The organism is Streptomyces sp. NBRC 110028, assembly GCF_001417735.1.
In the GTDB taxonomy this organism is placed as follows: domain Bacteria; phylum Actinomycetota; class Actinomycetes; order Streptomycetales; family Streptomycetaceae; genus Streptomyces.
Window position 1 is genome coordinate 16,669 of the sequence record NZ_BBUZ01000041.1, and the last position, 25,081, is coordinate 41,749.

27 protein-coding genes are annotated in these 25,081 nt (G+C 73.5%); 12 read left to right on the plus strand and 15 right to left on the minus strand.

The genetic code is table 11. The annotated features are described in order from the left end of the window. The first annotated feature begins 5 nt into the window (after positions 1–5). The gene (locus ASC60_RS31495; protein ID WP_055556954.1) at positions 6–2,939 is read left to right on the plus strand and encodes a glycoside hydrolase family 2 TIM barrel-domain containing protein; all 2,934 of its coding nucleotides are present in this window, start codon (positions 6–8) and stop codon (positions 2,937–2,939) included. A 15-nt stretch (positions 2,940–2,954) separates the two neighbouring features. Here ASC60_RS31495 and ASC60_RS31500 read toward each other — a convergent pair whose 3' ends face one another. The 3 genes from ASC60_RS31500 to ASC60_RS31510 all read right to left on the minus strand — a co-directional run bounded on the left by ASC60_RS31500 (position 2,955) and on the right by ASC60_RS31510 (position 4,708). After that, complete coding sequence (locus ASC60_RS31500) at positions 2,955–3,707, minus strand: amino acid ABC transporter ATP-binding protein (protein ID WP_055557074.1); 753 nt, start codon at positions 3,705–3,707, stop codon at positions 2,955–2,957. 17 nt (positions 3,708–3,724) lie between these two features. Then, complete coding sequence (locus ASC60_RS31505; RefSeq protein WP_055556956.1) at positions 3,725–4,387, minus strand: amino acid ABC transporter permease; 663 nt, start codon at positions 4,385–4,387, stop codon at positions 3,725–3,727. Between the two features lie 117 nt (positions 4,388–4,504). Then, positions 4,505–4,708 carry a transporter substrate-binding domain-containing protein gene (locus tag ASC60_RS31510; RefSeq protein ID WP_055556958.1) on the minus strand — a complete coding sequence of 68 codons (204 nt, stop codon included), beginning with the start codon at positions 4,706–4,708 and terminating at the stop codon, positions 4,505–4,507. A gap of 6 nt (positions 4,709–4,714) precedes the next feature. Here ASC60_RS31510 and ASC60_RS31515 point away from each other — a divergent pair, with 6 nt between their 5' ends. After that, on the plus strand, positions 4,715–4,984 hold the full coding sequence (locus ASC60_RS31515) for a hypothetical protein (protein ID WP_079038744.1): 270 nt from the start codon (positions 4,715–4,717) through the stop codon (positions 4,982–4,984). On the opposite strand, the gene ASC60_RS31520 is transcribed toward ASC60_RS31515, so the two are convergent. The 7 genes from ASC60_RS31520 to ASC60_RS31550 all read right to left on the minus strand — a co-directional run bounded on the left by ASC60_RS31520 (position 4,971) and on the right by ASC60_RS31550 (position 11,972). Beyond that, positions 4,971–6,896, minus strand: a complete 1,926-nt coding sequence (locus tag ASC60_RS31520) for a DUF2264 domain-containing protein (protein WP_055556960.1) — start codon at positions 6,894–6,896, stop codon at positions 4,971–4,973. The two genes, ASC60_RS31515 and ASC60_RS31520, sit on opposite strands and share 14 nt — an antisense overlap. Next, positions 6,893–7,945: a rhamnogalacturonan acetylesterase gene (locus tag ASC60_RS31525; protein ID WP_055556962.1), complete on the minus strand. Its 1,053-nt coding sequence runs from the start codon at positions 7,943–7,945 to the stop codon at positions 6,893–6,895. The genes ASC60_RS31520 and ASC60_RS31525 overlap by 4 nt, the downstream gene beginning before the upstream one ends. 156 nt (positions 7,946–8,101) lie before the next feature. Continuing rightward, complete coding sequence (locus tag ASC60_RS31530; protein ID WP_055556967.1) at positions 8,102–8,557, minus strand: peroxiredoxin; 456 nt, start codon at positions 8,555–8,557, stop codon at positions 8,102–8,104. A gap of 275 nt (positions 8,558–8,832) precedes the next feature. Further along, positions 8,833–9,120: a NaeI family type II restriction endonuclease gene (locus ASC60_RS31535; protein ID WP_234357211.1), complete on the minus strand. Its 288-nt coding sequence runs from the start codon at positions 9,118–9,120 to the stop codon at positions 8,833–8,835. Between the two features lie 57 nt (positions 9,121–9,177). After that, on the minus strand, positions 9,178–10,461 hold the full coding sequence (locus tag ASC60_RS31540) for an amidase (protein ID WP_055556970.1): 1,284 nt from the start codon (positions 10,459–10,461) through the stop codon (positions 9,178–9,180). A gap of 36 nt (positions 10,462–10,497) precedes the next feature. Then, positions 10,498–11,343, minus strand: coding sequence for a family 16 glycosylhydrolase (locus ASC60_RS31545; protein WP_055556971.1), 846 nt, complete (start codon positions 11,341–11,343; stop codon positions 10,498–10,500). 209 nt (positions 11,344–11,552) lie between these two features. Continuing rightward, positions 11,553–11,972 (minus strand): ankyrin repeat domain-containing protein, encoded by a 420-nt coding sequence (locus ASC60_RS31550; protein ID WP_055556973.1) that lies wholly within the window; start codon positions 11,970–11,972, stop codon positions 11,553–11,555. A gap of 211 nt (positions 11,973–12,183) precedes the next feature. Here ASC60_RS31550 and ASC60_RS31555 point away from each other — a divergent pair, with 211 nt between their 5' ends. Then, positions 12,184–12,378, plus strand: a complete 195-nt coding sequence (locus ASC60_RS31555; RefSeq protein ID WP_039936790.1) for a hypothetical protein — start codon at positions 12,184–12,186, stop codon at positions 12,376–12,378. Position 12,379: 1 nt separating this feature from the next. Further along, positions 12,380–13,981 (plus strand): hypothetical protein, encoded by a 1,602-nt coding sequence (locus ASC60_RS31560; protein ID WP_055556974.1) that lies wholly within the window; start codon positions 12,380–12,382, stop codon positions 13,979–13,981. Positions 13,982–14,028: 47 nt separating this feature from the next. Here ASC60_RS31560 and ASC60_RS31565 read toward each other — a convergent pair whose 3' ends face one another. Further along, the gene (locus tag ASC60_RS31565; protein WP_055556975.1) at positions 14,029–15,552 is read right to left on the minus strand and encodes a PLP-dependent aminotransferase family protein; all 1,524 of its coding nucleotides are present in this window, start codon (positions 15,550–15,552) and stop codon (positions 14,029–14,031) included. A gap of 98 nt (positions 15,553–15,650) precedes the next feature. Between ASC60_RS31565 and ASC60_RS31570 the strand changes: the two genes are divergently transcribed. After that, positions 15,651–16,382, plus strand: coding sequence for a YitT family protein (locus tag ASC60_RS31570; protein ID WP_055556978.1), 732 nt, complete (start codon positions 15,651–15,653; stop codon positions 16,380–16,382). Between the two features lie 257 nt (positions 16,383–16,639). Beyond that, positions 16,640–17,017 (plus strand): RNA polymerase-binding protein RbpA, encoded by a 378-nt coding sequence (locus tag ASC60_RS31575; RefSeq protein WP_055556980.1) that lies wholly within the window; start codon positions 16,640–16,642, stop codon positions 17,015–17,017. A gap of 72 nt (positions 17,018–17,089) precedes the next feature. Here the strand turns inward: ASC60_RS31575 and fxsA are convergent, their stop codons facing one another. Beyond that, positions 17,090–17,710, minus strand: a complete 621-nt coding sequence (gene fxsA, locus ASC60_RS31580) for an FxsA family membrane protein (protein ID WP_055556982.1) — start codon at positions 17,708–17,710, stop codon at positions 17,090–17,092. Positions 17,711–17,837: 127 nt separating this feature from the next. Between fxsA and ASC60_RS42385 the strand changes: the two genes are divergently transcribed. From ASC60_RS42385 to ASC60_RS31605, 6 genes are read left to right on the plus strand one after another with little or no spacing between them, the layout of a single operon-like run. After that, entirely contained in the window at positions 17,838–18,002 is a 165-nt protein-coding gene (locus ASC60_RS42385) for a hypothetical protein (RefSeq protein WP_199831096.1), read from the plus strand. Continuing rightward, positions 17,999–18,484 (plus strand): MrpF/PhaF family protein, encoded by a 486-nt coding sequence (locus ASC60_RS31585; protein WP_055556983.1) that lies wholly within the window; start codon positions 17,999–18,001, stop codon positions 18,482–18,484. Before ASC60_RS42385 ends, ASC60_RS31585 begins: the two co-directional genes overlap by 4 nt. After that, positions 18,481–18,765 (plus strand): DUF4040 domain-containing protein, encoded by a 285-nt coding sequence (locus ASC60_RS31590; protein ID WP_055556986.1) that lies wholly within the window; start codon positions 18,481–18,483, stop codon positions 18,763–18,765. The genes ASC60_RS31585 and ASC60_RS31590 overlap by 4 nt, the downstream gene beginning before the upstream one ends. Next, positions 18,762–19,523 carry an MnhB domain-containing protein gene (locus ASC60_RS31595; protein ID WP_055556988.1) on the plus strand — a complete coding sequence of 254 codons (762 nt, stop codon included), beginning with the start codon at positions 18,762–18,764 and terminating at the stop codon, positions 19,521–19,523. Before ASC60_RS31590 ends, ASC60_RS31595 begins: the two co-directional genes overlap by 4 nt. Then, a complete protein-coding gene (locus tag ASC60_RS31600; RefSeq protein WP_055556990.1) occupies positions 19,520–19,864 on the plus strand; it encodes a sodium:proton antiporter in 345 nt (114 codons plus the stop codon). Before ASC60_RS31595 ends, ASC60_RS31600 begins: the two co-directional genes overlap by 4 nt. 4 nt (positions 19,865–19,868) lie before the next feature. Further along, the gene (locus ASC60_RS31605; protein ID WP_055556992.1) at positions 19,869–21,683 is read left to right on the plus strand and encodes a complex I subunit 5 family protein; all 1,815 of its coding nucleotides are present in this window, start codon (positions 19,869–19,871) and stop codon (positions 21,681–21,683) included. A gap of 20 nt (positions 21,684–21,703) precedes the next feature. Here the strand turns inward: ASC60_RS31605 and ASC60_RS31610 are convergent, their stop codons facing one another. The 3 genes from ASC60_RS31610 to lnt form a co-directional block, all read right to left on the minus strand. After that, positions 21,704–21,898, minus strand: coding sequence for a Rho termination factor N-terminal domain-containing protein (locus ASC60_RS31610; RefSeq protein WP_055556994.1), 195 nt, complete (start codon positions 21,896–21,898; stop codon positions 21,704–21,706). Between the two features lie 85 nt (positions 21,899–21,983). Continuing rightward, positions 21,984–22,706 carry a polyprenol monophosphomannose synthase gene (locus ASC60_RS31615; protein WP_055557076.1) on the minus strand — a complete coding sequence of 241 codons (723 nt, stop codon included), beginning with the start codon at positions 22,704–22,706 and terminating at the stop codon, positions 21,984–21,986. A gap of 422 nt (positions 22,707–23,128) precedes the next feature. Then, a complete protein-coding gene (gene lnt, locus ASC60_RS31620; protein ID WP_055556996.1) occupies positions 23,129–24,871 on the minus strand; it encodes an apolipoprotein N-acyltransferase in 1,743 nt (580 codons plus the stop codon). Positions 24,872–25,081: the final 210 nt, after the last annotated feature.

The window sequence follows — 25,081 nt, forward strand, 5'->3', positions numbered from 1 at the left end:
AGTCGATGAACTCGCGCGCGCACACACCGCCGCTCCCCTACTACGAGGACGTCTCCCCCGGCACCGGATGCCTGCCGCCGCGCGCCTGGGCCCCCGGCTCCGACGCCGCCCGGCTGAACCTCGGCGGCACCTGGGCGTTCCGGCTGTCGCCGACCGCGGGCACCGAGGACGACTCCTTCGCCCGCCCCGGCTACGACGCCTCCGGCTGGGGCGAGATCCCGGTGCCCGCGCACTGGGTGCTGCACGGTCACGGCGCGCCGATCTACACCAATGTGAACTATCCGTTCCCGGTGGACCCGCCGCGGGTGCCCACCGAGAACCCGACCGGTGACCATCTGCGCGTCTTCGACCTGCCCGGCGACTGGCCGGACGGCGGGGACGCGGTGCTGCGCTTCGAGGGCGTGGAGTCCTGCGCCCGGGTCTGGCTCAACGGGGAGGAGCTGGGCACGTTCAAGGGCAGCCGGCTGCCGCACGAGTTCGCGGTCGGCGGGCTGCTGAAGCCGTCGGGGAACGTGCTGGCGGTGCGCGTGCACCAGTGGTCCTCCGGCAGCTATCTGGAGGACCAGGACCAGTGGTGGCTGCCGGGGATCTTCCGCGAGGTGACGCTGCTGCACCGGCCGGCGGAGTCCGTGACGGACTTCTTCGTGCACGCCTCGTACGACCACCTCAGCGGCGCGGGCACGCTGCGGGTCGACGCCGAGCCCGGCGGCGGCCGGGTCGCCGTGCCCGAGCTGGGGCTCGACCTGGCGACCGGGGAGAGCGCCACCGTGGCCGTCGAGCCGTGGACGGCGGAGACGCCGCGGCTGTACGAGGGCACGCTGACCACCGGGGGCGAGACCGTCGCCTTGCGGATCGGTTTCCGTACGGTCGTGGTCGAGGACGGCGTGTTCAAGGTCAACGGCCAAAGGGTGCTGTTCCGGGGCGTCAACCGGCATGAGTTCCACCCGGAGACCGGCCGCGCGCTGGACCTGGCGACCATGCGCCGCGATCTGGAGCTGATGAAGCGGCACAACATCAACGCCGTGCGCACCAGCCACTATCCGCCGCACCCCGCCTTCCTCGACCTGTGCGACGAGCTGGGGCTGTGGGTCATCGACGAATGCGACCTGGAGACCCATGGCTTCGTCGACCTCGACTGGCGGAACAACCCGGTCGACGACGACCGCTGGACCCCCGCGCTGATCGACCGGGCCGCCCGGATGGTCGAGCGCGACAAGAACCACCCGTCCGTCGTGATGTGGTCGCTCGGCAACGAGTGCGGCACCGGCCGCGGGCTGTCGGCGATGGCCGGCTGGATCCGGGAGCGCGACGCGTCCCGGGTGATCCACTACGAGGGCGATCTGTCCTGCGCCGACACCGGGATCTACTCCCGGATGTACGCGCCGCACGAGGAGGTCGCGCAAATCGGCACGCGGACGGAGGCGCCGTGGGGCGACGCGGCGCTGGACGCGCGGCGCCGGGCCCTGCCGTTCATCCAGTGCGAGTACGCGCACGCCATGGGCAACGGGCCGGGCGGACTGAGCGAGTACCAGCGGCTGTTCGAGACGCATGAACGGCTGCAGGGCGGCTTCGTGTGGGAGTGGATCGACCACGGCTTCGCCCAGTACACGCCGAACGGCACGCGCTACTTCGCGTACGGCGGGGACTTCGGCGAGGAGCTGCACGACGGCAACTTCGTCTGCGACGGGCTCCTCTTCCCCGATCGCACCCCGTCCCCGGGGCTGGCCGAGTACAAGAAGGTCATCGAGCCGGTGCGGATCGAGGGCGACGGGTCTTCGGGGACGGTCCGGATCACCAACGGCCACGACTTCGCCGACCTGTCCCATCTCGCCTTCGCCTGGACCTACGAGGCGGAGGGCGTGGCGGTCGGCTCCGGTGAGCTGACGGTGCCGCCGCTGGCCCCCGGTGAGTCCGCCGACCTCAAGCTGCCCGCGCCCGATGCCACCGCGCCGGGCGAGGAGACCCACTGGACGGTCGAGGCGCGGCTCGCCGCGGCGACGGCGTGGGGCGAGGCGGGGCACCTGGTGGCCTGGGCCCAGCTGCCCGGTGTGGCCGCCGCCCCCGCCGCCGCTGCTCCGGCCGCTGTGACGGCCCCGGTGGCGCCGCGCCGCGACGGAGACCGGATCACCCTCGGTCCGGGCACCTTCGACGCCGCGACCGGCACCCTGACCGAACTCGGCGGGCTCACGCTCACCGGCCCCCGGCTCGACGTCTGGCGGGCCCCCACCGACAACGACAACGGCGCGTACTGGCAGCCCGACGAGCGCTACGGGCTGATCTGGCGGCAGCTGGGCCTGCACCGGCTGCAGCACCGGGTCGACGCGGTGGACCTCGTGGACCGGGCGCTGACCGTCCGTACCCGGGTCGCCCCCGCGGCGACCGACATCGGGCTGACGGCGGTCTACCGGTGGACGGCGGAGGGCGACCGGCTACGGCTGGCCGTGTCCGTCACCCCGCTCGGCACGTGGACCTGCCCGCTGCCCCGGCTGGGCGTACGGCTCGGGGTGCCGGCCGAGCTGGACGCCGCGGAGTGGTTCGGCGGCGGCCCCGGCGAGGCGTACCCGGACACCCGGGCCGCCTCCCGGCTGGGGCGCTGGGCGCTGTCGGTGGACGAGCTGCAGACGCCGTACGTGCGGCCGCAGGAGAACGGGGCGCGGGCCGATGTGCGCTGGGCGCGGCTGACCGGCCCGGACGGCACGGGCCTGCGCGTCGAGGGCCACCCGCCGTTCTGGTTCACGGCCCGCCGCTGGACCTCGGAACAGCTGGACGCGGCCGAGCACACCCCCGACCTGGTCGCCTCGCCCGACACGGTGTGGGTCAACCTCGACCACGGCCAGCAGGGCATCGGCAGCCAGTCCTGCGGGCCGGGGGTGCTGGAGCCGTACCGGCTGCTCGCGGCCCCGGCAAAGTTCTCGTTCGCCTTCTCCCCGCTGAGCTGAGCGGGCCGGCCGGGGTCAGGTCTCCAGCACCCGGTGCAGGAACTGCTGGGTACGGGCCTCGGCCGGGCTACCGAAGACGCGCTCGGGCGTGCCCTGTTCGAGGACGACACCGCCGTCCATGAAGACCACCCGGTCGGCGGTGTCCCGGGCGAACCGCATCTCGTGGGTGACGACCACCATGGTCATGCCCTCGTCGGCCAGGGACCGCATGACGCCGGTGACCTCGCCGACCAGCTCCGGGTCGAGGGCGGAGGTGGGTTCGTCGAAGAACATGACGGCGGGGTCCATGGCGAGCGCGCGGGCGATGGCCACGCGCTGCTGCTGGCCGCCGGACAGCTGGGCCGGGTAGGCGTCCGCCTTGTCGGCGAGCCCGACCCGGGCCAGCGCCTCCCGGCCCCGCTCCTCGGCCTCCTTGCGGCCGGTCTTCCGTACCTTGAGCAGCGCGAGGGTCACATTGCCCAGCGCGGTGCGGTGCGGGAACAGGTTGAACTGCTGGAAGACCATGCCGACGTGGCCGAAGATCTCGGGCGCGCGCCTGCGGTCGTGCAGCGGGACTCCGTTGACCCAGACCTCTCCGCTGTCGGCGCGCTCCAGGTCGCACATGATGCGCAGCAGGGTGCTCTTGCCGGAGCCGCTGGCTCCGATGAGCACCACGACCTCGCCCGCGCCGACCTCGATGTCGACGCCCTTGAGGACCTCCAGGTCGCCGAAGCGCTTGTGCACGCCGGACAGGGCGACCTGGGCGGTGGTGGCGGGAGTCCGCTCCATGGGGGACTTGGTGATCATCAGGCGGTCACGGCCTTTCTCTCCATGCGCCGGACGACGACCGACAGCGGGGAACAGATGACGAAGTACAGGACGGCGATGGCCAGGTACGTCACGCCCGGGTGTCCGTCCCGGTCGACGACGGCCTGGCCCTCGCGGAGGAGTTCCGCGTAGCCGATGACCACGGCGATCGAGGTGTCCTTGACGAGCGAGAGGTACTGGCCCACCAGCGGGGGCAGCACGATGGCCCGGGTCTGCGGGAGGATGACCGACCCGAAGGTCTGGGCGCGGGTCAGGCCCAGGGCCCGCGCCGCCTCCCACTGGCCGCGCGGTACGGCCTCGATGCCGGAGCGGAAGATCTCCGCGACGTAGGCGCCCTGGAAGAGGGTGAGCGCGAGGAGGGCGGCGCCGAAGACGGAGATGTCGCCGATGTTGAGATAGGCGGCGCCGAAGTAGATGAAGAGCATCTGGACCAGCAGCGGGGTGTTGCGGATGACCTCGACGTACGCGGCGGCCGGGGCGCGGACGAGGACGTGGCGCGACCGGCGGGCGGAGGCGCCCAGCAGCCCGAGGGCGCAGGCGAGGGCGAAGGCGAAGGCGGCGAGGGACAGTTTCAGGGTCAGCCAGGCCGCGGCGAGGTAGGTGGGCCAGTCCTGGAGGGCGTAGGTCCAGTCGGCGAACATGGGGTTCCTCCACGGGGGCGGCGGCCGGGGTACCGCCGCCCGGCAGGGCTCAGTAGGACGGCCGCCGCCCGGCAGGGCTTTTTTTAGTAGGACGGCCGCCGCCCGGCAGGGCTTTTTTTAGTAGGACGGGGCCAGGGGGTAGACGGGCTTGACGCCGAACCACTTCTTGTACAGCGCCGCGTTCTGGCCGGAGGTGTTGAACTCCCGCAGCCAGGTGTTGATCCACTGCAACCAGTCGGGGTAGCCCTGGCCCACGCCGATCGCGTTGTACTCCAGCGGTACGACGGAGGCCTTGGTGACCTTGAGGGAGGGGAGGTCCACCCCTGGATGCGCGAGCTGCTCGGCCCCGGCCGCACCCTCCACTTCCACGCCACCGACACCGCGCCGGAGGCGCACGCGGAGTGGGTGGTCGACCTCACCGGGGAGGTCATCGCCTGGCGCCGGGCGCACGAGAAGGCGGCCGTCGCGGTGCGGGGGCCGCTGACCGAGCTGCTGCTGCTCGTCTACAAGCGGCGCCCCGCGCACGGCGGGACCGTCGAGGTCCTCGGTGACGCGAAGCTGCTCGACTTCTGGCTGGAGCGGGTCAGCTTCGGCTGACCGGCGCCGGGACCGACGGGTCGACCCGTACCGTGTCCGCCGACAGATGGGCGCGGTAGGCGGCGCCGTCCCACCAGGCGACCCGGACCTCGTAGCCGCCGTCGGCGGGCGCCACGTCCACGCGGGCCAGCGTCCCCAGCGCGGGCGGGTCCGGTTCGGCCGTCAGCCGGGCCAGGCAGACGAACAGATCACCCGCCGCGCCGCCGGTGGTCTCGCCGGTGAGGGCGGGGGCCACGGCATGGCCGGTGAAGGCCGTGGCGGCGGCGGGCAGCGGATCGGCCGTCAGCAGTCCGTGCAGCGGCAGGAGTTCGGAGTGCAGGCCCCTCTCCGGGGCCGCCCAGCCGGTCTGGCGTACGGCGTGGCCCGGGTCCGCGCCCGCCACCAGGTGGACGCGGACCTCCGCCGCGCCGTGCGCCAGCACCAGGCCGGTGATCCGGACCTCGTCCGGCCGCTCCTCCCCCACCAGCCGGGCGCGATGGCGGGAGGCGGCCCAGCCCTCGCCCGTGCCCAGGGGCTCCAACCGGATCCGCAGCGAGGCCCGGTCGCCGCTCAGCAGGCCGAAGTGGTTGTCGGGCGCCGCGCCGTACGGGACGGGGCCGGTGGCCGTGGAGTAGGCGAGCCGGGCGTAGTACGGGTCGTCCTGGTCGGGGTCGCCGGGCGGCGGAAGGTGTTCGCTGCCGTGGTTGTGGAGGCGTACCAGGCCGTCGGCGGCGGTGGACTGGAGCAGCCAGTTCGGTCCGGGCACCGGGCGGATGACGTCGTGGCCCGCGGTGGCGGGGGCCGGCTCCTCGCGGGCCGTCCACACAGCGTGGTCCTCCGGGAGCAGCAGCCCGAGGAAGCCCTTGGCGGCCCAGTAGGGGGACGCGGGCCCGGAGTAGGGCTGGGCCAGGGCCTCGTACCGGCCGTGCCAGCCGGGTGACAGCAGCCCGTCGCCGAAGACCGCGCCCCGGTCGAGGAAGTAGCGCAGGGCCCCGGAGGCGAGACGGCGGGTGGTGCCGGGGGTGAGCGGGGTGTGCCCGGTGAGGGCGCCCAGCCACAGCGGCGCGGCGGCAGCGAACCGGTAGATGAGCGAGCGGCCCTGGTGGAGCGGGGCACCGTCGCCGCCGAAGAAGTGGGCGTAGTCGGCGAGATGGGCGGCCAGCCGCTGCCCGTAGCGGGCGAGCCGCTCGGTGTCGCCGGTCAGCCATGCCTCCAGGGCCGGATAGAGGTGCAGGGCCCAGCCGTTGTAGTAGTCGAAGGCGCGGTTCGCGCCGTCGCTGTACCAGCCGTCGCCGGTGTACCAGGGCTCGATGCGGGTAAGGCCCCGGGATACGGCGGCGCGGGCGGCCTCCGGTTCCACGTCCGCCTCGGCGAGGAAGCCGCCGACCGCCACCGGGAACAGCTCCCAGTTGGTGGGCACGGGGGTGGCGGTGAGCGCGTCCGTGAGCCAGGTGCCCACGCGCTGGCGCACGCCGTCGTCCAGCCGGTCCCACAGCCAGGGGCGGGTGATCCGCAGCCCGAGCGCGATCGAGGCGGATTCGACCAGCGGCTGGCTGCGGTCGGCGATCCGGGGCCAGTCCTCGGGGCCGTCGCCGCCGGGCCGCCGGGTGCCGGTGGCGAACCCGTCCGCGTACCGCTCCAGCAGACCGTGCGGGTCTGCGCCGCGCGCCCCCGCGACGCGGAACGCGGCCAGCAGGAAGGTGCGGGCGAACCCTTCGAGCCCGTCGGAGCGGACGCCCGACCAGCTCGGCCGGAGGCCCGGCAGCTGGTAGAGGGCCCGGCCGGGAGTGGCGTACGGGGCGACGGCGGCGAGCATCCCGTCGGCGGCGGCCTCCCAGTGAGCCCGGGTCCAGCCGGTGTACGGGCTGCTGGCGCGGTCCTCGGCGGGCAGCCGGAAGGGGTGGGGCCCGAGGGTCCCCTGGGGGTGCGTCACCGGATCACCCCGCCGGGGACGAGGGCTTGCGCGCGCAGCTCGCCGAGCACGAGCCGGGCGAACTCGGTGGCGCCGTGGGCGGAGGTGTGGGTGTTGTCCCGGGCCTCATCGGTGAGGTACAGCGCCTTGGAGTCCTCGGGGCCGAGCCGTTCCACCAGCTGCCGGGTGAGGGCGGTGAGGTCGATGAGGGGGACGCGCTGCTCGGCGGCGAGGGCGCGCATCTCGGCGGGCAGGTTCACGCCGAGGCCGTTGATGTGCAGCGCGGTGGCGTTGTCGAGGGTGCCGTCGTCGTTGAACCAGCGGCGCACGACGGGCGTGACGAGGACGGGCTTGCCGCCGCGCGCCCGTACCCCGTCGAGCAGCGCGGTGAGGTGGGCGCGGTAGTCGGCGGCGGTCGTCTGCTTGTCGTTGTGGGCGAACTGGATGAGGACGGTGTCACCCTTGCGGATCAACGGACGCATGGTGGGGAAGAGCCGGGGGTCGGCGAGGAAGGAGCCGGAACTCTCGCCGGAGTCGGCGTAGTTGGCGACCGAGAGACCGCCCCGGAAGAACTGCGGAAGCTGCTGCCCCCAGCCCGTGTACGGGGCGGCGATCTGGTCGCAGACGGTCGAGTCCCCGGCGAGGAAGAGTTGCGTCCGGCGGCTCGCGGTGACCCGCAGATCGGCGAGGCGGGGCGCCTCGCCGCCGAGGGAGAGGTCGAGCCCGGGGGATCCGCTCGGCCCGGTCGGCTCTCCTTCCGGCTCGCGCACGTTGATCGTGAAGGTCCTCGTCAGCCGCTGCCGGGCGGCGGTGGGCGTCGCGGGCAGCAGCGTGCGCCGCGACTCGGCGGTCACGGCGGTGCTGCCGGAGTCGGCGCCGCCGAGGACGGCCGTGACGTCGTACGTCCCCGGGGCGACATCGACGTGGCAGGTGACGGGGGCGGTGCCGGTGCAGTTCCGCAGGGCGTGGCCGGGGTGGTGTCCGCCGGGGGTCTCGGCCCACGCCGGGGCGCCGGGCAGCAGGGCGAGGCAGGCGGTGGCGGCCAGTAGTGCGGTACCGGCGCGTCTCATGTCGGGCTCCTCGGCTCGGCGCGTGCGGCGGGGGGCGGGGCGTAGGGTCGGGCGGCCCGACCCTACGCCGCTCGGCAAGCGCTTGCTAGAGGTGTTACCAAGGTTTGCCGGGCGGCACGGCGCACCGTCCGTGCAAGTGTTTTCGAGCCTGGATCGCTACGCCGCCCGGCGCCGGAGCGCGTCGAGCGCCCGGTCCGCGTGCACCCCCATCCGGAACTCGCTCTTGACGACCTCCAGCACCCGGCGGTCGGTGTCGATCACAAAGGTGACCCGCTTGGTCGGTACGGCCGCGATACCGCGCTTCACCCCGAACCGCTCCCGCACCGTCCCCTCCGGATCCGACAGCAGCGGATAGCCGAAGGAGTAGGCGCGGGCGAACTCCGCCTGCTTCTCGACCGCGTCGGCGCTGATGCCGACCGGTTCGGCGCCCAGTTCCCTGAACTCCGCCGCGATGTCGCGGAAGTGGCAGGCCTGCTTCGTGCAGCCGGGCGTGAAGGCCGCCGGATAGAAGAACAGCACCACCGGACCGCCTGCGAGCAGCCCGCTCAGGGTGCGGGTGGCGCCGCTCTCGTCCGGAAGTTCGAAGTCCTCGACCACATCACCGATATCCATGAGGATCAAGCTATACGGCCGGACCGCCGGAGGGTGGGCGGTCCCCGGGGCGGCCCGGCCGACCGTGCGCCGGTTACGCGGGGCCGTCCCCGAAGTCCGGTATCTCCAGGCGGGCGCCGCCCTGGAGCGCGGAGCGGTGGGCGACGATGCCCGGCAGGGTGCTGTCGGCAGCAGATCGGTGACGGTGACGTTCCCGACGCCCGTGCCGGCCATCCAGGTGCTCGTCCTCGGCAAGACGGACGGCCGGCCAATGTCCTGGGCCCGGCCGCGGGGCTTCAGTAGCGCAGCCGGGCCGTGTGGCCGTCGATCCGGAGGATGCACTCCGTGAAGAGCGCCATCGAGGGGCTGCCGTCCGCGGGGACCAGCCGCAGTTCGAGGTCCATGATGGATCTGATGACCTGGGCGGTGCGGCTTCCGTCCGGGTCCGGGCCGCGCAGCGCCGACCATGATTCGAACTTGTCCCGGGCGGTCTCCCAGGCGGGTCCGGGCGTGAAGTGGCACAGGAAAACCGGCTGATCGACCCCGTACTGCCGTAACTCGCCGACCGTGTCCTCTCCCTGCATGAGCCACCACCTGGCAGACATCGCGCCCCCAACTCCGTCCATAGGACTGGATACCGATCATACGGGTGCGGAAGGTCCGCCGAGGACCAACTCGATTCCGGGGCCCCACCGCAGCAGCCGCTCGTCCGCCCCCGCCCGGGCCACGCACTGCAGGCCCAGCGGGAGGGAGTTGGCGGCCCGGCCGGCGGGCAGGCCGAGGACCGGCACTCCGGCGACGCTCCAGGGCAGGCACATGATCGAGTCCCCGGTGCTGTCAAGCCCGCGCGGCGCCGGGCCGGTGGCCGCCGGGGTGATCCACAGGTCGATGCCCTCCTGGTCCATCACCGCCGTCAGCCGGTCCCGGAACCGGTCGCGGTCGCGCAGCGCCGACGCGTACTCCTCGGGGTCGATCCGCTGCCCCTGCCGGATCTTCGCGGCGGTCTGCTCCCGGTACAGCTCGCCGTAGCGCGGGAACCACTCGGCGTGGGTGCGGGCGGCCTCGTAGCGGCCGATCACCCGCTGGTGGGCGACGAGGGCGTCGAAGTCGGCCGGGAGGGGGACCCGTCGGACCGGGAACCCGGCGTCGGCCAGCCACCGCGCCTGGGTTCCGAAGGCGGCCACCGCCTCCGCCTCCGCCCGGTCGAGGTACGGGCCGGTAGGCACGGCGAGCACCGGCCGCCGCCCCTCCCCCGGGCCCTGGCCGACCGGGCCCTGGCCGTCCGGTTCGGGCCGCCAGTCGTCGCACAGCACGCCCGCCGCCGGGCTCAGCCCGGCCGTGTCCGGGGCGAACAGGCCCACCGTGTCGAAGGTGGGCGCGTTGGGGATGACGCCGTCGGCCGGGATGCGGCCGTGGGTCGGCTTGAAGCCGACGACCCCGCAGTACGCGGCCGGGCGGATCATCGAGCCGATCGTCTGGGTGCCGATGGCCAGCGGCACCATGCCCGCGGCGACGGCCGCCGCCGAACCGCTGCTGGATCCGCCGGGGGTGTGGCCCGGATCGTGTGGATTGCGGGTCGGGCCGGGCGCGGTGACGGCGAACTCGGCGGTGACGGTCTTGCCCGCCACCAGCGCCCCCGCCGCCAGCAGCCGGTCGATCAGCGACGCCTGCGGGCCGGCCAGCGCCTCGGCGGGGACCGCCGAACCGGCCCGCGTGGGCAGCCCGTCGACGTGCACGATGTCCTTGACGCCCACCGGCACCCCGTACAGCGGCGGCCGGCCGGCGGGGCCGGGCCACCGCTCGGCCGCCGCCCGCGCCTCGCGCCGCAGCCGTGCCCGGCGGCCGGGCTCGGGGACGAAGGCGTGTACGCGGTGGTCGGCGGCCTCGATCCGGTCGCAGAGGTCCTTGGGCGGCGCGGTCTCCATGGACGCCAGATTACGGGCGTGCCGGAGGACGACGCGTCAGTTGCCGCCGCTCACCTTCACGTAGTCGACCACCAGTTGCTGCGGGAAGGTGGTGCTGCCGTCCGGGTCGCCGGGCCAGTAGCCGCCGACCGCGAGGTTGAGGATGAGGTAGAAGCGGTGGTCGAAGACCCAGCGGTTGCCGCCAAGGTCGGCGGGGGTGCGGGTCTGGTAGACGTTGCCGTCCACCGACCAAGTGATCTTGTTGGGCGACCAGTCGACGGCGAAGGTGTGGAACGCGTCGGCGAACCTGGCCCCGCCCGGGAGGGTGTACCCGGCGCCGATGCCGCCCGAGCCGGAGTAGCCGGGGCCGTGGATGGTGCCGTGGACGGTGCCGGGCTCGTAGCCGACGTTCTCCATGACGTCGATCTCACCGCAGTTGGGCCAGCCCGCGCTGCCGATGTCGTTGCCGAGCATCCAGAAGGCGGGCCACATGCCCTGGCCGCGCGGGAGTTTCATGCGGGACTCGACATGGCCGTAGGCGGTGGTGAAGGTGCGGGCGGTGGACAGCCGGGCGGAGGTGTACTCGCAGCGGCCGTACCAGCAGGAGTAGTTGGCGGGGTTCTCCTTGCGGGCGGTGATGACGAGGTTGCCCTGGCCGTCCAGCGCGGCGTTCTTCGTGCCGTCCGTGTAGTACTGCCGCTCGTGGTTGTTGACGTTGTCGCCGGTCTCATAGCCCCATCGGGAGGCGTCGACCGCGCCGCCCGCCGGGCCGTCGAAGTTGTCGGTGAAGACGGCGGTGGGAGTGCGCGGCCCGGCGGCGGCCGGGGCGGTGAACCAGGGGGTGGCGGCGAGCGCGGTCGCCGAGAGCAGACCGACCAGGGTGGTGCGCAGCGTCCTTCGCATGGCGCGGTTGCCTTCCTGTGGGGGGGGATCCCGGACATCGGCGCGTGGGGCCGGTCCGGGAGGGAAGGTGCGCGCACAATCTCCAGCGCTACGCCGTTCATGTCAATAGGTCTGGACCAATCCCTCCCGCCGAACCGGGGAATCGGGTCCGGCGGGAGGGATCGACCCAGGGGACCGGCGGGGCCGGGCCGGTCCGGCGCGGTCCGGCGCTACGAGCCGGCGGGCCCGAACAGCGCCAGCAGATCGTCCCGTCCGAACATGCGCGCCGTGTCGACCGCCGACGGAGAGCCCGCGCGCGGGTCGGCACCGGCGGCCAGCAGGACCCGCAGCACCTCCTCCTCCCCCTTGAACGCCGCCCCGGCGATGGGGGTCTGCCCCCGGTCGCTGACGCGGTTGGGGTCGGCGCCGCGCTCCAGCAGAGCGGACACGGCCGCGGCATGGCCGTGGTAGGCGGCCAGCATGAGCAGCGAATCGCCCTTGTCGTTGGTGAGATTGGCCGGAACACCCGCGTCCACATAGGCGGCGAGCGTGTCCGTGTCACCGTGCCGGGCCAGGTCGAAGACCTTGGCCGCCAGTTGGAGCACCTCCGGGTCGTGAGCGGGCTCGCCCTCGGGGTTCGGTGCGCTCATCGCGTATCGCCTCCGGCTTCGCTAGCTGTGCGTTCACTGCCTGTGCATGCCGCTACCCGTACACGCGCGACCTGTGCATGTGATCACCGGCACGTGACCATTGTGGCGCCTACGTCGCCAATCTCCCCATTTGCGCCTTTCTCCGGATGGATACATGCTGTGACCCTGGAATGACTCATGGTGAGAGTCCCCCACCAGCCAGGAGACCGAGATGATCCTGTCCATTTCCGGTGTCGTCCTGCTCGGCATCGTCGTTTTCATCTTCTTCCGCAAAGACGGCCTCAAGGCATCCCACGGCGTCGTCTGCGCCCTCTTCGGCTTCTACCTCGCGAGCACCGCCATCGCCCCGAGCATCAAGGCCGGTGGCGCGAGCCTCGCCAGTCTGCTGGGCGGGATCAAGATCTGACGTGGGCCTGCCACCGCTCCCCCGGCTCCGTATCGGCGGCGCCGGGCGCGCCCCGTTCCGCCGCGGCCGTGAGTTCGCCCGCACCGCGGCCGACAGCGCCGCCGATGTGCTCCACCCGCTGTTCGCCCTCTCCCGGGGCTTGCGGGTGCTGGCCGCCGGTGGACGGCGCCGATGGACGGAGCTTCCGGGCGAACAGCGGGGGCCCGCGTTCTTCGTCGCGGCCGCCTGCGTGTTCGTCGTCTTCCTGCTGCCGTACGGGCCGCTGGCCTCGGCCATCGGCCTGCTCGGCGCCGCGGGCTGGGCCGGGCGGGTGCGCGCCCCCGCCTCCCCCGGGCCCGGCGCGGACGGGACGGAGCGGCTGCGCCTGATCTACGAGGCGCTGGTGCCGTACTTCGCCGCCGCCGAGGACCCGGACCCGCTGTACCGCCACGGCGGGGAGTGGTCGCGCCCCTTCGAGTCGTACGACGTCGACGAGGACGGGCGGCTGACGCGGCTGCTGCTGCGGTACCCCGCCTACTTCACGGACGGCGAGCCCGAGTCCCGGGCCCGCGTCGAACAACTGCTGTACGCGAAGTCCGGGCGCGACCGGGAGTACCTGTTCACCTGGGACGAGGAGGCGAACCGGCTCACCCTGGCGGTACTGCCCGCCCTGTCCACCGCGATCTGCGCCCAGCGCTTCGTGACCGCGCCGGGCGAGACGGTGCTCGGCTTCACGGACGCGTCCTCCGTGCGGCGGACCCTGCCGGTGCTGGAGGGCGTCGACGACGAGACGGGCCCGGATGCCGACGCGGGCGGGACGGGCGGCGCGGCGGCGACCCGGGACGTACCGCCCGTCGTCTGGCGCACCGGGCCGCGCTCCACCGAACCGCATCTGCTGGCGCTCGGCCGCCCCGGCAGCGGCACCACCACCCTGCTCCGCTCCATCCTGCTGCAGGCGCTGCCGCACGGCGATGTGCTGGTGGTGGACGGCAGCGGGACCGGCGAGTACGCGTGCCTCGGCGGCCGGGCCGGGGTGCTGGCCGTCGAATGCGGGCTCGCCGGGGTGCTGGCGACGCTGGAGTGGGCCGGGCACGAGACCGAGCGGCGGCTGCTCGCCGCCAACCGCGCCCGCCAGTTCGGCCACCCGCCGCCGGAGGACATCCAGCGTCCGCTGTGGATCGTGGTGGACCGGCCGTCGGCCCTCGGCCACGTGGCGGCGGCGGACGGCCGCACCGACCCGCAGGAGCTGCTGCAGGTGCCGTTGCGGCACGGACGGGCGGCGAACGTACGGGTCGTGGTGGCCGATCAGCTCGACGCGGCGGAGGGCCTGAGCGAGGCCGTACGGCTCCACACCCGCGCCCGGGTGATCCTCGGCCCGGCCTCACTCGAACAGACCACCGCCGTGCTCGGCGCCCCGCCGCCCACCACCCCGGTGCCGGAGGTACCGGCGGGCCGGGGGTACGCCCGGCTCGGCACGGGCCCGGTGCACCGGCTCCAGGTACCGGCCACGCCCGATCCGTACGACGACGCGACGAGCGAGGGGCAGCGGCGGGCGGTGCTGCGGCTGCTGCCGGAGCCTGAGCCCGGCTCCCGGGGCGAGCCGGTGGTGGCCACGAAGGGGTGAAACCGGCCGGGGCGGGGCGGCGCTCGGCCCACGGACGGCGTTCTGCGTCAGGCCACCCACGTACGGGGGGCCTCCGCCTCCGCCGTGGCGCCCGTCGCCACCAGGTCCGCGGCGGCCGCCAGGCGCTCGGCGGCCTTGTCGGCCACCGCGCCCGCCACCGTGAACGGGAGCCGGACGTAGCCCTCGAAGGCGCCGTCCACACCGAAGCGCGGGCCCGAGGGGACGCGGACGCCCAGCCGGGCGCCCGCTTCCGCGATGCGGGAGCCGGACAGGCCGCCGGTGCGGGCCCAGAGGGTGAGGCCGCCGTGCGGGACGGTGAACTCCCAGTCGGGCAGGTGGCGCCGTACGGCGGCCACGAGCGCGTCCCGGTTGTCGCGGGCGAGGGCGCGGCGGATCTCGATGGCCTCCTCCCAGCCGCCGGTGTTCAACAACCAGGCGACGGCGAGCTGTTCGATGACCGGGGTGCCCAGGTCGGCGTAGGCGCGGGCGGCGACGAGGCTGCGGATGACGTCGGGCGCGGCGCGGACCCAGCCGATGCGCAAGCCCGCCCAGAAGGTCTTGCTCGCGGAGCCGACGGTGACGACGGTGCTGCCCGCCGGGTCGAAGGCGGAGACCGGGCGGGGCAGCTCGACGTCGTCGTCCAGCCGCAGCTCGGCCATGGTCTCGTCGGCGATCAGGACCGTCCCGGCGGCGCGGGCGGCGTCGACGAGGCTGCGGCGCTGCTCCTCGGTGGCGAGCGCGCCGGTGGGGTTGTGGAAGTCGGCGACGACGTAGGCCATGCGGGGCGCGGCGGCGGCGAGGACCTGGCGCCAGGCGGGGATGTCCCAGCCCGCGAGGTGGTCGGCCATCGCGACGGGCACCAGCCGGGCGCCCGCTTCCCGCATCAGCTGGAGCACATTGGCGTAGCTGGGCGAATCGACGGCGACGCGCTCACCGGGGCGGACCATGAGGCGGCAGGTGGCGGCGACGGCGCCCATGGCACCGGTGGTGACCATGATCTGCTCGGGCATGGTCGGTACGCCGCGGGCGGTGTAGCGGTCGGCGAGGGCCTGGCGCAGGGCGGGCAGGCCCGCGGGGTAGTCGCCGTGGGTGTGGGCGTACGGCGGCAGCTCCTCCAGGGCGCCGCGGGTCGCGCGGGTCAGCCAGGGCTCGGGGGCCGGGAGCGCGGCACAGCCGAGGTCGATGACGGAGGCGGCGGCCTCGGGCGGCAGCGGGTCGAGCCCGCGGGTGGGCAGCGGGCTTCCGGCGGGCATGGCGGTCCAGCTGCCCGCGCCGCGCCGCGACTCCAGGAATCCCTCGCCGCGCAGCGCCTCGTAGGCGGCGGCGACGGTGGTGCGGCTGACGGTGAGCGCCGCGGCGAGTTCGCGCTCGGCGGGGAGGCGGGCCGCGACCGGGACCCGGCCCTCCAGCAGGAGCAGCCGTACGCCGTCGGCGAGCGCGCGGTAGGCGGGGACGCGGCGGTTGCCGTTCAGCACGGCGACCGGGCTCGCGGCCGTCGCGTCGCGGGTGTGCTGGGAGCCGAGCAGGCGGGCCAGTTGAGGTGCCCCCACCGCGGAGGTCCACGGACTCATCGGATGCGGTCCACCTTTCCCGGATTGGCCATGGAACTGGACTGCTTTCAGGCATCAGAGTGACATGCCACCGGCCAATGGCACCAGCCCGGGCGGACATGGCCACTCACCACCAGGAGGACGCGTTGTCCAAGGAACCCTCGGGGGGCTCCCGCCTCACCCGTCGCCTCGTCCAGCTCTACGGAGGGCTCGTGCTGTACGGCGTGGGCATGGGGCTCCAGGTGCGCGCCGCGCTCGGGCTCGACCCGTGGGACGTCTTCCACCAGGGGATCGTCAAGCGCACGCCGCTGTCGTTCGGCACGGTGACGGTCATCGTGGGGGCCGTGGTGCTCCTGCTGTGGATTCCGCTGCGGCAGCGGCCGGGGCTCGGCACGGTGTCGAACGTGATGGTGATCGGGGTCACGGTGGACGCCACCTTGTGGCTCGTACCGCAGCCGGACGCGCTGGCGCTGCGCGTTCCGCTGCTGGTGGCCTCGATCGTGCTGGGCGGCGCGGCCACCGGGCTGTACATCTCGGCGCGGTTCGGGCCGGGGCCGCGGGACGGCCTGATGACGGGGCTGCATCGGCGCACCGGCCGGTCGGTCCGGCTGGTGCGGACCGGGATCGAGCTGGCGGTGCTGGCCACGGGGTTCGCGCTGGGCGGTTCGGTCGGGGTGGGCACCGTGCTGTACGCGCTGGCCATCGGGCCGCTTTCGCAGTACTTCCTGGGCCTGTTCGCGATACCCTCGGCCACCGGCGACGCGGCCGCCGACACTCCCGGCGGGGCGACGGAGGGTACATCGGTGGTGGCGCAGGGCGGTCCACGGAGTCCGGTCCGTGACCTGATTTAGCCCTCGCGCACGTGGAGCGGTAGTGTACGCCCTTGGCCCACCAGGCGGACCGTTACTGCGCGCTAAAGCATGAGAAACGCTGGGTGACATCTGCTGCCAGATGTGACAAACCGGGCGCCTGTGGGTACAACAACGGGGCGGCACGACGGGCGACGCATGTCCCAGTACGGGAATCTTCACCGCCGACCGGACGTTGACCGGATGACGACGACAGCGACACCTGTCCTGTGGGCGAGAAAGCCCGGGAGGCACGATTCATGAGTGAGCGAGCTCTTCGCGGCACGCGACTCGTGGTGACCAGCTACGAGACCGACCGCGGCATCGATCTGGCCCCGCGCCAGGCGGTGGAGTACGCATGCCAGAACGGACATCGATTCGAGATGCCGTTTTCGGTAGAGGCGGAGATTCCGTCGGAGTGGGAGTGCAAGGCGTGCGGCGCCATGGCACTCCTTGTGGACGGCGAGGGGCCGGAGGAGAAGAAGGGCAAGCCCGCACGCACGCACTGGGACATGCTCATGGAGCGGCGTACCCGTGAAGAACTGGAGGAGGTGCTGGCCGAGCGGCTGGCGATCCTGCGGTCGGGAGCCATGAACATCGCCGTGCATCCGCGCGACACCAGCCGTAAGTCTGCCTGACCTTCACACGGCAGTACTGAAGCACAAGGGCCGGGGCCACTCTTACGCAGTGGCCCCGGCCCTTGTGCGCGCTCAGTCCTTGTCGTCCCGGACGATCCCGGGCCGACCCGCGTCGCCGCGCGCCGCGTCGCCGCGCCTCACATCATCGCGGACCACCTCGCCCTGGATGACCTGGCCGTCCCGCGAACCGCCGCCCGTCCCCGGCCCCGGCCCCGGCCACCGGCCCTGCCCGGCCTGCCGGAACGGGCCGCCCGGCGAGCCCGGCGGGTAGCCCATACGGCGCGACAGCGCGCTCTCGGCCCGCCGCCGCAGCAGCGCCGCCGTCGGCGGGAACAGGCACAGCAGCGCGGCCACATCGGAGACCAGCCCCGGGATCATCAGCAGCAGCCCGCCGAGCATGGTGAAGGAGTTGCCGGTGCGCCCCGGCTCCTCGGCGGGCTCGGCGCCCGGCTGCATCGTCCTGGCCAGGTTCTGCCAGGCCCGCCGCCCCGCCCGCTTGACGACGGCCGCGCCGCCGACCGCGCCCGCGATCAGCAGCAGGAAGACGGTGAGCCCGCCGGCCGCCTCCGCGACCAGGGTCAGTAGCCAGATCTCCAGCACCAGCCAGGCGGCGACACCCAGCGGTACGAACGTGCGGGCGCGGGTGCGCTTCGGGCGGGTCGGGTCGCTCTGCGGAGATGCGCCGGTCATCATGCCTCCAAGTGTGCCCGGACCCGAGCGCTGTACGGACTCCGGGTCGTGGATCCGGAAGGCCCCGGACGTGAATCCACAGGGAATCGGCGGCGGCGGTCCGGGTACCCGCCGCCGTGGAGGTGGCGGAATGTCCGGTGTGCTCGAAGTGTTCGCGTGGTGGCTGGTGCTGACCGGGGTGTGGCTGGTGCTCATCAGCACCGTCGACTCCCTGGAGGTCATGGTCGGCGCCGCCGCCGCGCTGCCCACCGCCCTCGTCGCCCGCACCGCGCGCCGGGTGGTGACCGGACGGTGAGCACGGCCGACGCCTGGCTGCTGGTGGCCCTGGTGCCGCTGCTCGCCCTCGGACCGGTGCTGTGGCGGGTCTCCCGCGGGGCGCCGGGGAACCGGCTGATCGCCCAGAACCTCAGCTCGCTGCTCGGCGGCCTGGCGCTGCTCCCCGCCGCGCAGGGCTTCGGCCGCCCCGCGTACGTGGACGTGGCACTGGTGCTGTCCGTACTCGGCCCCGTCGGCACGCTGATCTACGCCCGCTTCCTCGGCGTCCTGCCCGGCTCCCGGCTGGTCCGCTGGACGGCCCTGCTCGGGGTTCCGGCGATCGTGCTGCCACTGTGCGTGGCGACCGGACCCGGCCGGGCCATGGGCAAGCTGCTGCTCATCGGGGCGCTGCTGATCGCGGGCAGCGTGGTGACCAGCGCGGGCGGCAGCCGCCCGGACGGGGGCGTGGCGAACGAGGGCGCGGCGAACGGCGGCACGGCGAACGGGGGCCGTACGGCATGACCGATGCCCTGATCGTCGTGGCGCTGCTGCTGGTCGCGGGCGCCGCCACCGCCGCCGTCCTCAACCGCGACCCGGTGCGGCAGGCGCTCGTGCTCTCGTTCCTCGGCCTGTCGCTGGCGCTGCTGTTCACGTTCCTCCAGGCCCCGGACGTCGCGCTGTCCCAGCTCGCGGTCGGCTCCGCGGTGACCCCGCTGATGATCCTGCTGACCGTACGGAGGGTGCACCGCCGCCCCGGGGACGAGCCGGGCGAGCCGGATCAGTCGCGCGAGCACGAGCGATGAGCGCCCGCGGCCGGCTGTGGCTCTTCCTGGCGGGCGCGGCCGTCTTCGCGGCGCTGTTCGCCACCGCCTGCTTCTCCCTGCCGCCGTTCGGCACGGCCCACCATCCGTACGGGGAGCGGGCCGTACGCGCCGCCCTCGGCCACCACACGGCCAACGTGATCGCGTCCGTCAACTTCGATCTGCGCGCCTTCGACACACTCGGCGAGGAGACGATCCTGTTCGCCGCGGTGCTCGGCGCCGTCGTGCTGCTGCGCCAGACCGCCGACGAGGAGCGGAGACGGCCCGCGCCCGCCGTGGTGCGTCCCCGGGTGCGCCGGTTCGCGCTGCCGATGCTGCCGCTCGCGATGCTCGTCGGCCTCTATGTGATCGCGCACGGCCAGATCAGCCCGGGCGGCGGCTTCCAGGGCGGGGTGGTCACGGCGACCGCGCTGCACCTCCTCTACATCGGCGCCGACTACCGGGCGCTGGAGCGCGTGCGGCCGATCCCCCTGTACGAGATCGGGGACACCGTCGGCGAGGCGGCCTACGTGGTCACCGGGCTCGGGGCGGTCCTCGCCGGATCGGCGTTCCTCGCCAACATCCTCCCCCTGGGCACCTTCGCCACCCTGTCCTCCGGCGGCACCGTCATCCTGCTGAACGCGGCCGTCGGCATCGAGGTCACCAGCGGGATCGTCGTCCTGCTGGCCCAATTCCTGGACCAGGCGGTGGAGATCGGACACGCGCACGACAGCGGAAACGACGGAAAGGAGCGGATGTGACGGTCCTGCCGTACCTGATCGCCGGATGGATCTTCCTGATCGGGGTGTACGGGCTGGTGACCAGCCGGAACCTGATCCACGCCGTGGGGTGTCTGGCCGTCGCCCAGTCCTCCACGTACGTGCTGCTGCTCGGCGTCGGCTACCGCCGCGGCGGCACCGCCCCGGTGTTCTCCGACGCGCCCACCGACAGCCGCGTGGTCGACCCGGTGGTCCAGGCGCTCGCCCTCACCGACATCGTGGTGGGCGCGACGGTGACCGCGCTGCTGCTCGCGCTCGTCGTCCAGCTCCGCAAACGGCACGGCACGGTCGACCCGGACGCGCTGTCCGAGCTGAAGGGCTGACCGGGTGGACAGCGCACGGCTGCTGCCGCTGGTGGTCGCCGTACCGCTGCTCGGCGCCGCGGTGCTGGTGGCCACCGGGCGGCGGCTGCCCCGGCTCGCCTCCGACGTCCTGGGCTGCGCCTTCGCCGCCGCCACCGCAGCGACGGCGCTGATCCTGGCGGGGCGTTCCACCGGCCGGCCCGTGGAGTGGGTGGGCGGCTGGCGCCCGGTGCGCGGCGAGGGCGTGGGCATCGTGCTGGTCGGCGACCCGCTGGGCACCGGGCTCGCGGCGCTGATCTCGCTGCTGGTGGTGGCCGTCCTGGTCTACTCCTGGCGCTATTTCGAGGAGCCGCCCGTCCGCCACACCGGCTCCTTCCCGGCGCTGATCCTGCTCTTCCAGGCGGGCATGTGCGGCTTCGCGCTGACCGGGGACCTGTTCGACGCGTTCGTCTTCTTCGAGCTGATGGGCGTCGTCGCGTACGCGCTGACCGGCTTCCGGGTGGAGGAGCCCAAGCCGGTGCAGGGGGCGCTGACCTTCGGCGTGGTGAACTCCCTCGGCGCGTACTGCGTGCTGCTGGGCATCACGCTGCTGTACGCGCGCACCGGGGAACTGGGCTTCGCCCAGATCGGGCGGGCACTGGACACCGAACGCCCGGACGGCCTGGTGCTCGCCGCGTTCGTCCTGGTGACGACGGGTCTGCTGGTGAAGGCGGCCGCGGTGCCCTTCCACTTCTGGCTGCCCGACGCGCACGCGGTCGCCCCCACGCCCGTGTGCATGCTGCTGTCCGGCGTCATGGTGGAGCTGGGGGTGTACGGGATCGGCCGGGTCTACTGGACGGTCTTCGCGGGCCCGGGCGGCATCGCGCACCCCGCCTGCACCCGCGCCCTGCTGGCCCTCGGCGCGCTCACGGCCGTGCTGGGCGCGCTGATGTGCTGGCAGCAGCGCCATCTCAAACGGCTGCTGGCGTTCTCCACGGTGTCCCACACCGGGCTGTTCCTGATCGGGCTGGCCATGCTCTCCCCCGACGCCGTCTCGGGGACGGCGCTGTACGTCGTCGGCCACGCGGGCGTGAAGGCGGCGCTGTTCGCGTGCGCGGGCATCCTGCTCGACCGGTACGCCTCCGTCGACGAACACGAGCTGTACGGGCAGGCCCGGGAGCTGCGCCTGGTGGGGGCCCTGTTCATGGTGGGCGGCCTGGCGCTGTGCGGACTGCCGCCGTTCGGCCCGGGGCTCGGCAAGGCGGTCGTGGAAGAGGCCGCCGGGCATACGGCGGGCTGGCTGCCCGCGCTGTACGTCCTGGTGTCGGCGGTGACCGGCGGCGCGGTGCTGCGGGTGGGCCTGCGGGTCTTCGCCGGGGCGGGCCGGGCGCCGCACGACGAGCGGAACGCGGGCCCGGAGACCACCGGCGAGGAGGAGCCGGAGACCGGCGGCCGCCTCGGGCGCATCCCGGTGCCGATGCTGGCCGTACCGGCGGTGCTGCTGGCCGGGACGCTGGCGGCCGGGCTGGTGCCGGCTCTGGCGTCGGCCGCCGGGCGGGCCGGGGCACTGTTCACCGACGGCTCCGGCTACCGGCACGCGGTGCTCGGCGGACGCGCGGCGTCCGCCCCGGCGTTCGCGCCGCCGCACTGGTCGGCGGCCGGGATCCTGCTCGGGCTGCTCTCCACGGCCCTCGCCATCGCCCTGGCCGCACTGGCGGTGCGGCGGCCCGTCCGCACCGGGGCGGCCGCGCTGCTCGCGCCCGTACGGCGGCTGCAGTCCGGGCACGTCGGCGACTACGTCGCCTGGATGGTCGCAGGGACGGCACTGCTGACCGCACTGACCGTCCCGGGGATCCGCTAGCGGATCCGGCTGTCCGGGCGTCAGCGGCCGCGGCGCAGAGCGGAGATCAGCTGACTCTTCGACATCTGCGACCTGCCCTCGATCCCGGCCTTCTGGGCCTCGCGGTACAGGTCCTCCTTGGTGCGCGCCTCCATGCCGCCGGACTTCGCACCCCCCTTGGGGGCCATCGTCCCGCGCTGTGCGCTCTTGCTGCTCTTCATGGTCGTCTTGGGCATGTCCGCCTCCTTCCGCCTTCAGTGTCCGGCAGGTGACGGACCGCCGCCCGTGGGACTACTCCGAGCGCGCACGGCCCCGGGATCGCTACGGCTCCTCGCGGCCCAGCAGCTTGTTCACCCGCGAGCCCACGCCCCAGGACATGACCCGCCAGGCCGCCTCGGTGACGATGTCCCGGCTCATCTTGCTCTCCCCGCGCTCCCGCTCGATGAACGTGACGGGCACCTCGATGACGTGGAAGCCCGCCTTGACGGCGCGCCAGGCCAGGTCGATCTGGAAGCAGTAGCCCTGAGAGGCGACGGCCTCCATGCCGAGCCCTTCCAGGGTCTCCTTGCGGAAGGCCCGGTAACCGGCCGTCATGTCGCGGATCGGCACGTCCAGCATGAGCCGGGAGTACGTACTGCCGCCGCGGGAGATGAACTCGCGGGACTTGGGCCAGTTGACGATCCGTCCCCCCGGCACCCAGCGCGAGCCGATCACCAGGTCCGCGCCCTTGAGCGCGGTGAGCAGCCGGGGCAGCTCCTCGGGCTGGTGCGAGCCGTCCGCGTCCATCTCCACCAGGACGCCGTAGCCGTGCTCGATGCCCCAGCGGAAGCCCGCCAGATACGCGGCGCCCAGGCCCTCCTTGCCCTTGCGGTGCAGGACCTTGACGTGGTCGTCCTCGACCGCCAGCTCGTCGGCGACCTTGCCGGTGCCGTCCGGACTGTTGTCGTCGGCGACGAGAATGTGGGCGTCCGGCACGGACTCCCGGACCCGGGCGACGATCGGCGCGATGTTCTCCGCCTCGTTATAGGTCGGAATGATCACCAGAACGGCGCCGAGCGGACCGTACTTCCGCCGTCCGCCGTCGTCCTGGCCGCTGCGGCGCGGCCGCGGACCCCCGTCCCCGGTGCCGGTCCCGCCGGTCCCGGTGCGCGGCTGGTCGGCCTCGGTGATCGGCTCCTCAGCCTCGCGCGCGTCGCTCACGGCATCTGACTGTTCGCTTCTCCGCCCGCGAGGCGAGTCCTCAGGTTCGTTGCTCCGGCGCGGCTGGTCGGCCTCGCGCGCGTCGCTCACGGCATCTGACTGTTCGCTTCTCCGCCCGCGAGGCGAGTCCCCAGGTTCGTTGCTCCGGCGCGGCTGGTCGGCCTCGCGCGCGTCGCTCACGGCATCTGACTGTTCGCTTCTCCGCCCGCGAGGCGAGTCCTCAGGTTCGTTGCTCCGGCGCGGCTGGTCGGCCTCGCGTGCGTCGCTCACGGCTGCTGCCCCTTCTTGTCCGTACGTCCCCGACGGCCGATCATGATCGCGGCCGCGCAGGACAGAACGCCCACCATAGCGAGCACCCACTCCGGGGCCGCACCGACGCGGTCGGCGAGGGTCGTGCCGTCACGCAGCGGGATGCGCGCGGTGAGCACATCTTGCGTGAATTCTTTCGTCCGCTGCTCGATCGTGCCATCCGGCGCGACGACCGCGCTGATCCCGCTGGTGGCCGCGGTGATCACGGGGCGGCCGTGTTCGATGGCCCGCAGCCGGGACATGACCAGCTGCTGTTCGGGCTGGCCGCTGCGGCCATAGGTGGCGTTGTTGGTCTGGACGACGATCGCGCGGGCGCCCGCGTTGACCGTGTCGCGGACGATCTCGTCGTACGCGACCTCGAAGCAGATCACATCGCCCAGCCGGGCCGGGCCGACCTTCAGCAGCCCGGTGTGGTCACCGGGGTAGAAGTCGCGGGGGATGCGCTGCAGCCGGGTGATGATCTTGCTGAGCTGCTCGCGGAACGGCACGTACTCGCCGAAGGGCACCGGGTGCTGCTTGGTGTACGAGGCGCCGGGGCCCTTCTCGGGGTCCCACACGATGCCCTCGTTGAACACGTACCCCGGCTTGGTGGGGTGGTCGACCAGGGCGCCGACCAGCACCGGCACGCCGATGGCCTTCACGGCCTCGTCGATCCGGGCGTAGGCCTCCCGGTACTGGAAGGGGTCCAGGTCGGAGGAGTTCTCCGGCCATATGACGAGGTCGGGTTTCTTGATCCGGCCGGCCTTGACGTCCCGGGCCAGGTCGAGCGTGGCGTCCACGTGGTTGTTGAGGATCTTCATGGGGCGGCCCAGGAAGTCCATGCCCGCCTGCTGCACATTGCCCTGCACGACCGCGACGTCCACGCTGTCGTCCGCGCGGGTCGGGATCGGCACCGCGAATCCGGCCACGGTCACGGCGGCCGCGACGACGACCGCGCCGGCGGCGGGCAGCGCGCCCCGCACCGACAGGCCGCCGTCCGCCCCCCGCAGCCGCCACAGGGCGAGCGCGGCGGAGGCCAGCAGTCCGCCGGTCAGCGCGACGCCGAAGGTGACCAGCGGGGCGCCGCCGAGCGCGGCGAGCGGGGTGAACGGCGACCCGGTGTTGGCGAAGGCCAGCCGCCCCCAGGGGAAGCCGCCGAACGGCACCCGGTCCCGGGCCAGTTCCTCGGCCACCCACAGACAGGCCGTCCACAGCGGCCACAGGGACGGCACCGGCAGCCGGGAGACCAGCGCGAAGCCCGCGCCCATCAGCACCAGGAAGAGCGATTCGATGACGGACAGGCCGATCACCGCGTCCCAGCCGATCACGCTCAGCCACTTCAGCAGCAGCACGAAGAACGGCAGCCCGAACGCGAATCCCGTCCAGGCGCCCTGGCGGGCGGTGCGGCCGTACGTGAGCAGGCTCAGGGCCGCGACCGACAGCAGGGACAGCGGCCAGACCCCGAACGGCGGGAAGGCGAACCCGAGCGCGAGCCCGGCGACGGCCGCGAGCACGCTGCGCCACGCCTCGCGGCGGGCGAGCCGGGCCAGGCGGCGCCACCGGCCGGGGCGGTCCCCACCGGGGGGCGTGGGGGCCTCCGCCGCGGCGTCGCCCCGGTCGTCCGTACGGGTCGCTGCGGCGGGCGTCCGCGGCCCGTCCGGTCGTTCTTCGGCCGGGCCGGACGAGGCGGCTTCGGCGGTGGTGTCGGAACCCGAGGGCACGGTGCGGCCTTCCTGCAAATCAAGCTGTGATGAGGTGACCGTATAACGCGGGCGCGCGGCTGTGTCCCCGAGGTGCGGAACGCAGGGAAGAAGACCGGGGTTCCCGGTTCGGGCCCGTTCAGGTCTCTTCGGGTCGCTGTCCTGATTTCGGCGGATGCCGCCCCCTCACGGGGGGCGGTCCGCCGTGTGCGTGCGGATGGGGGCCCGACG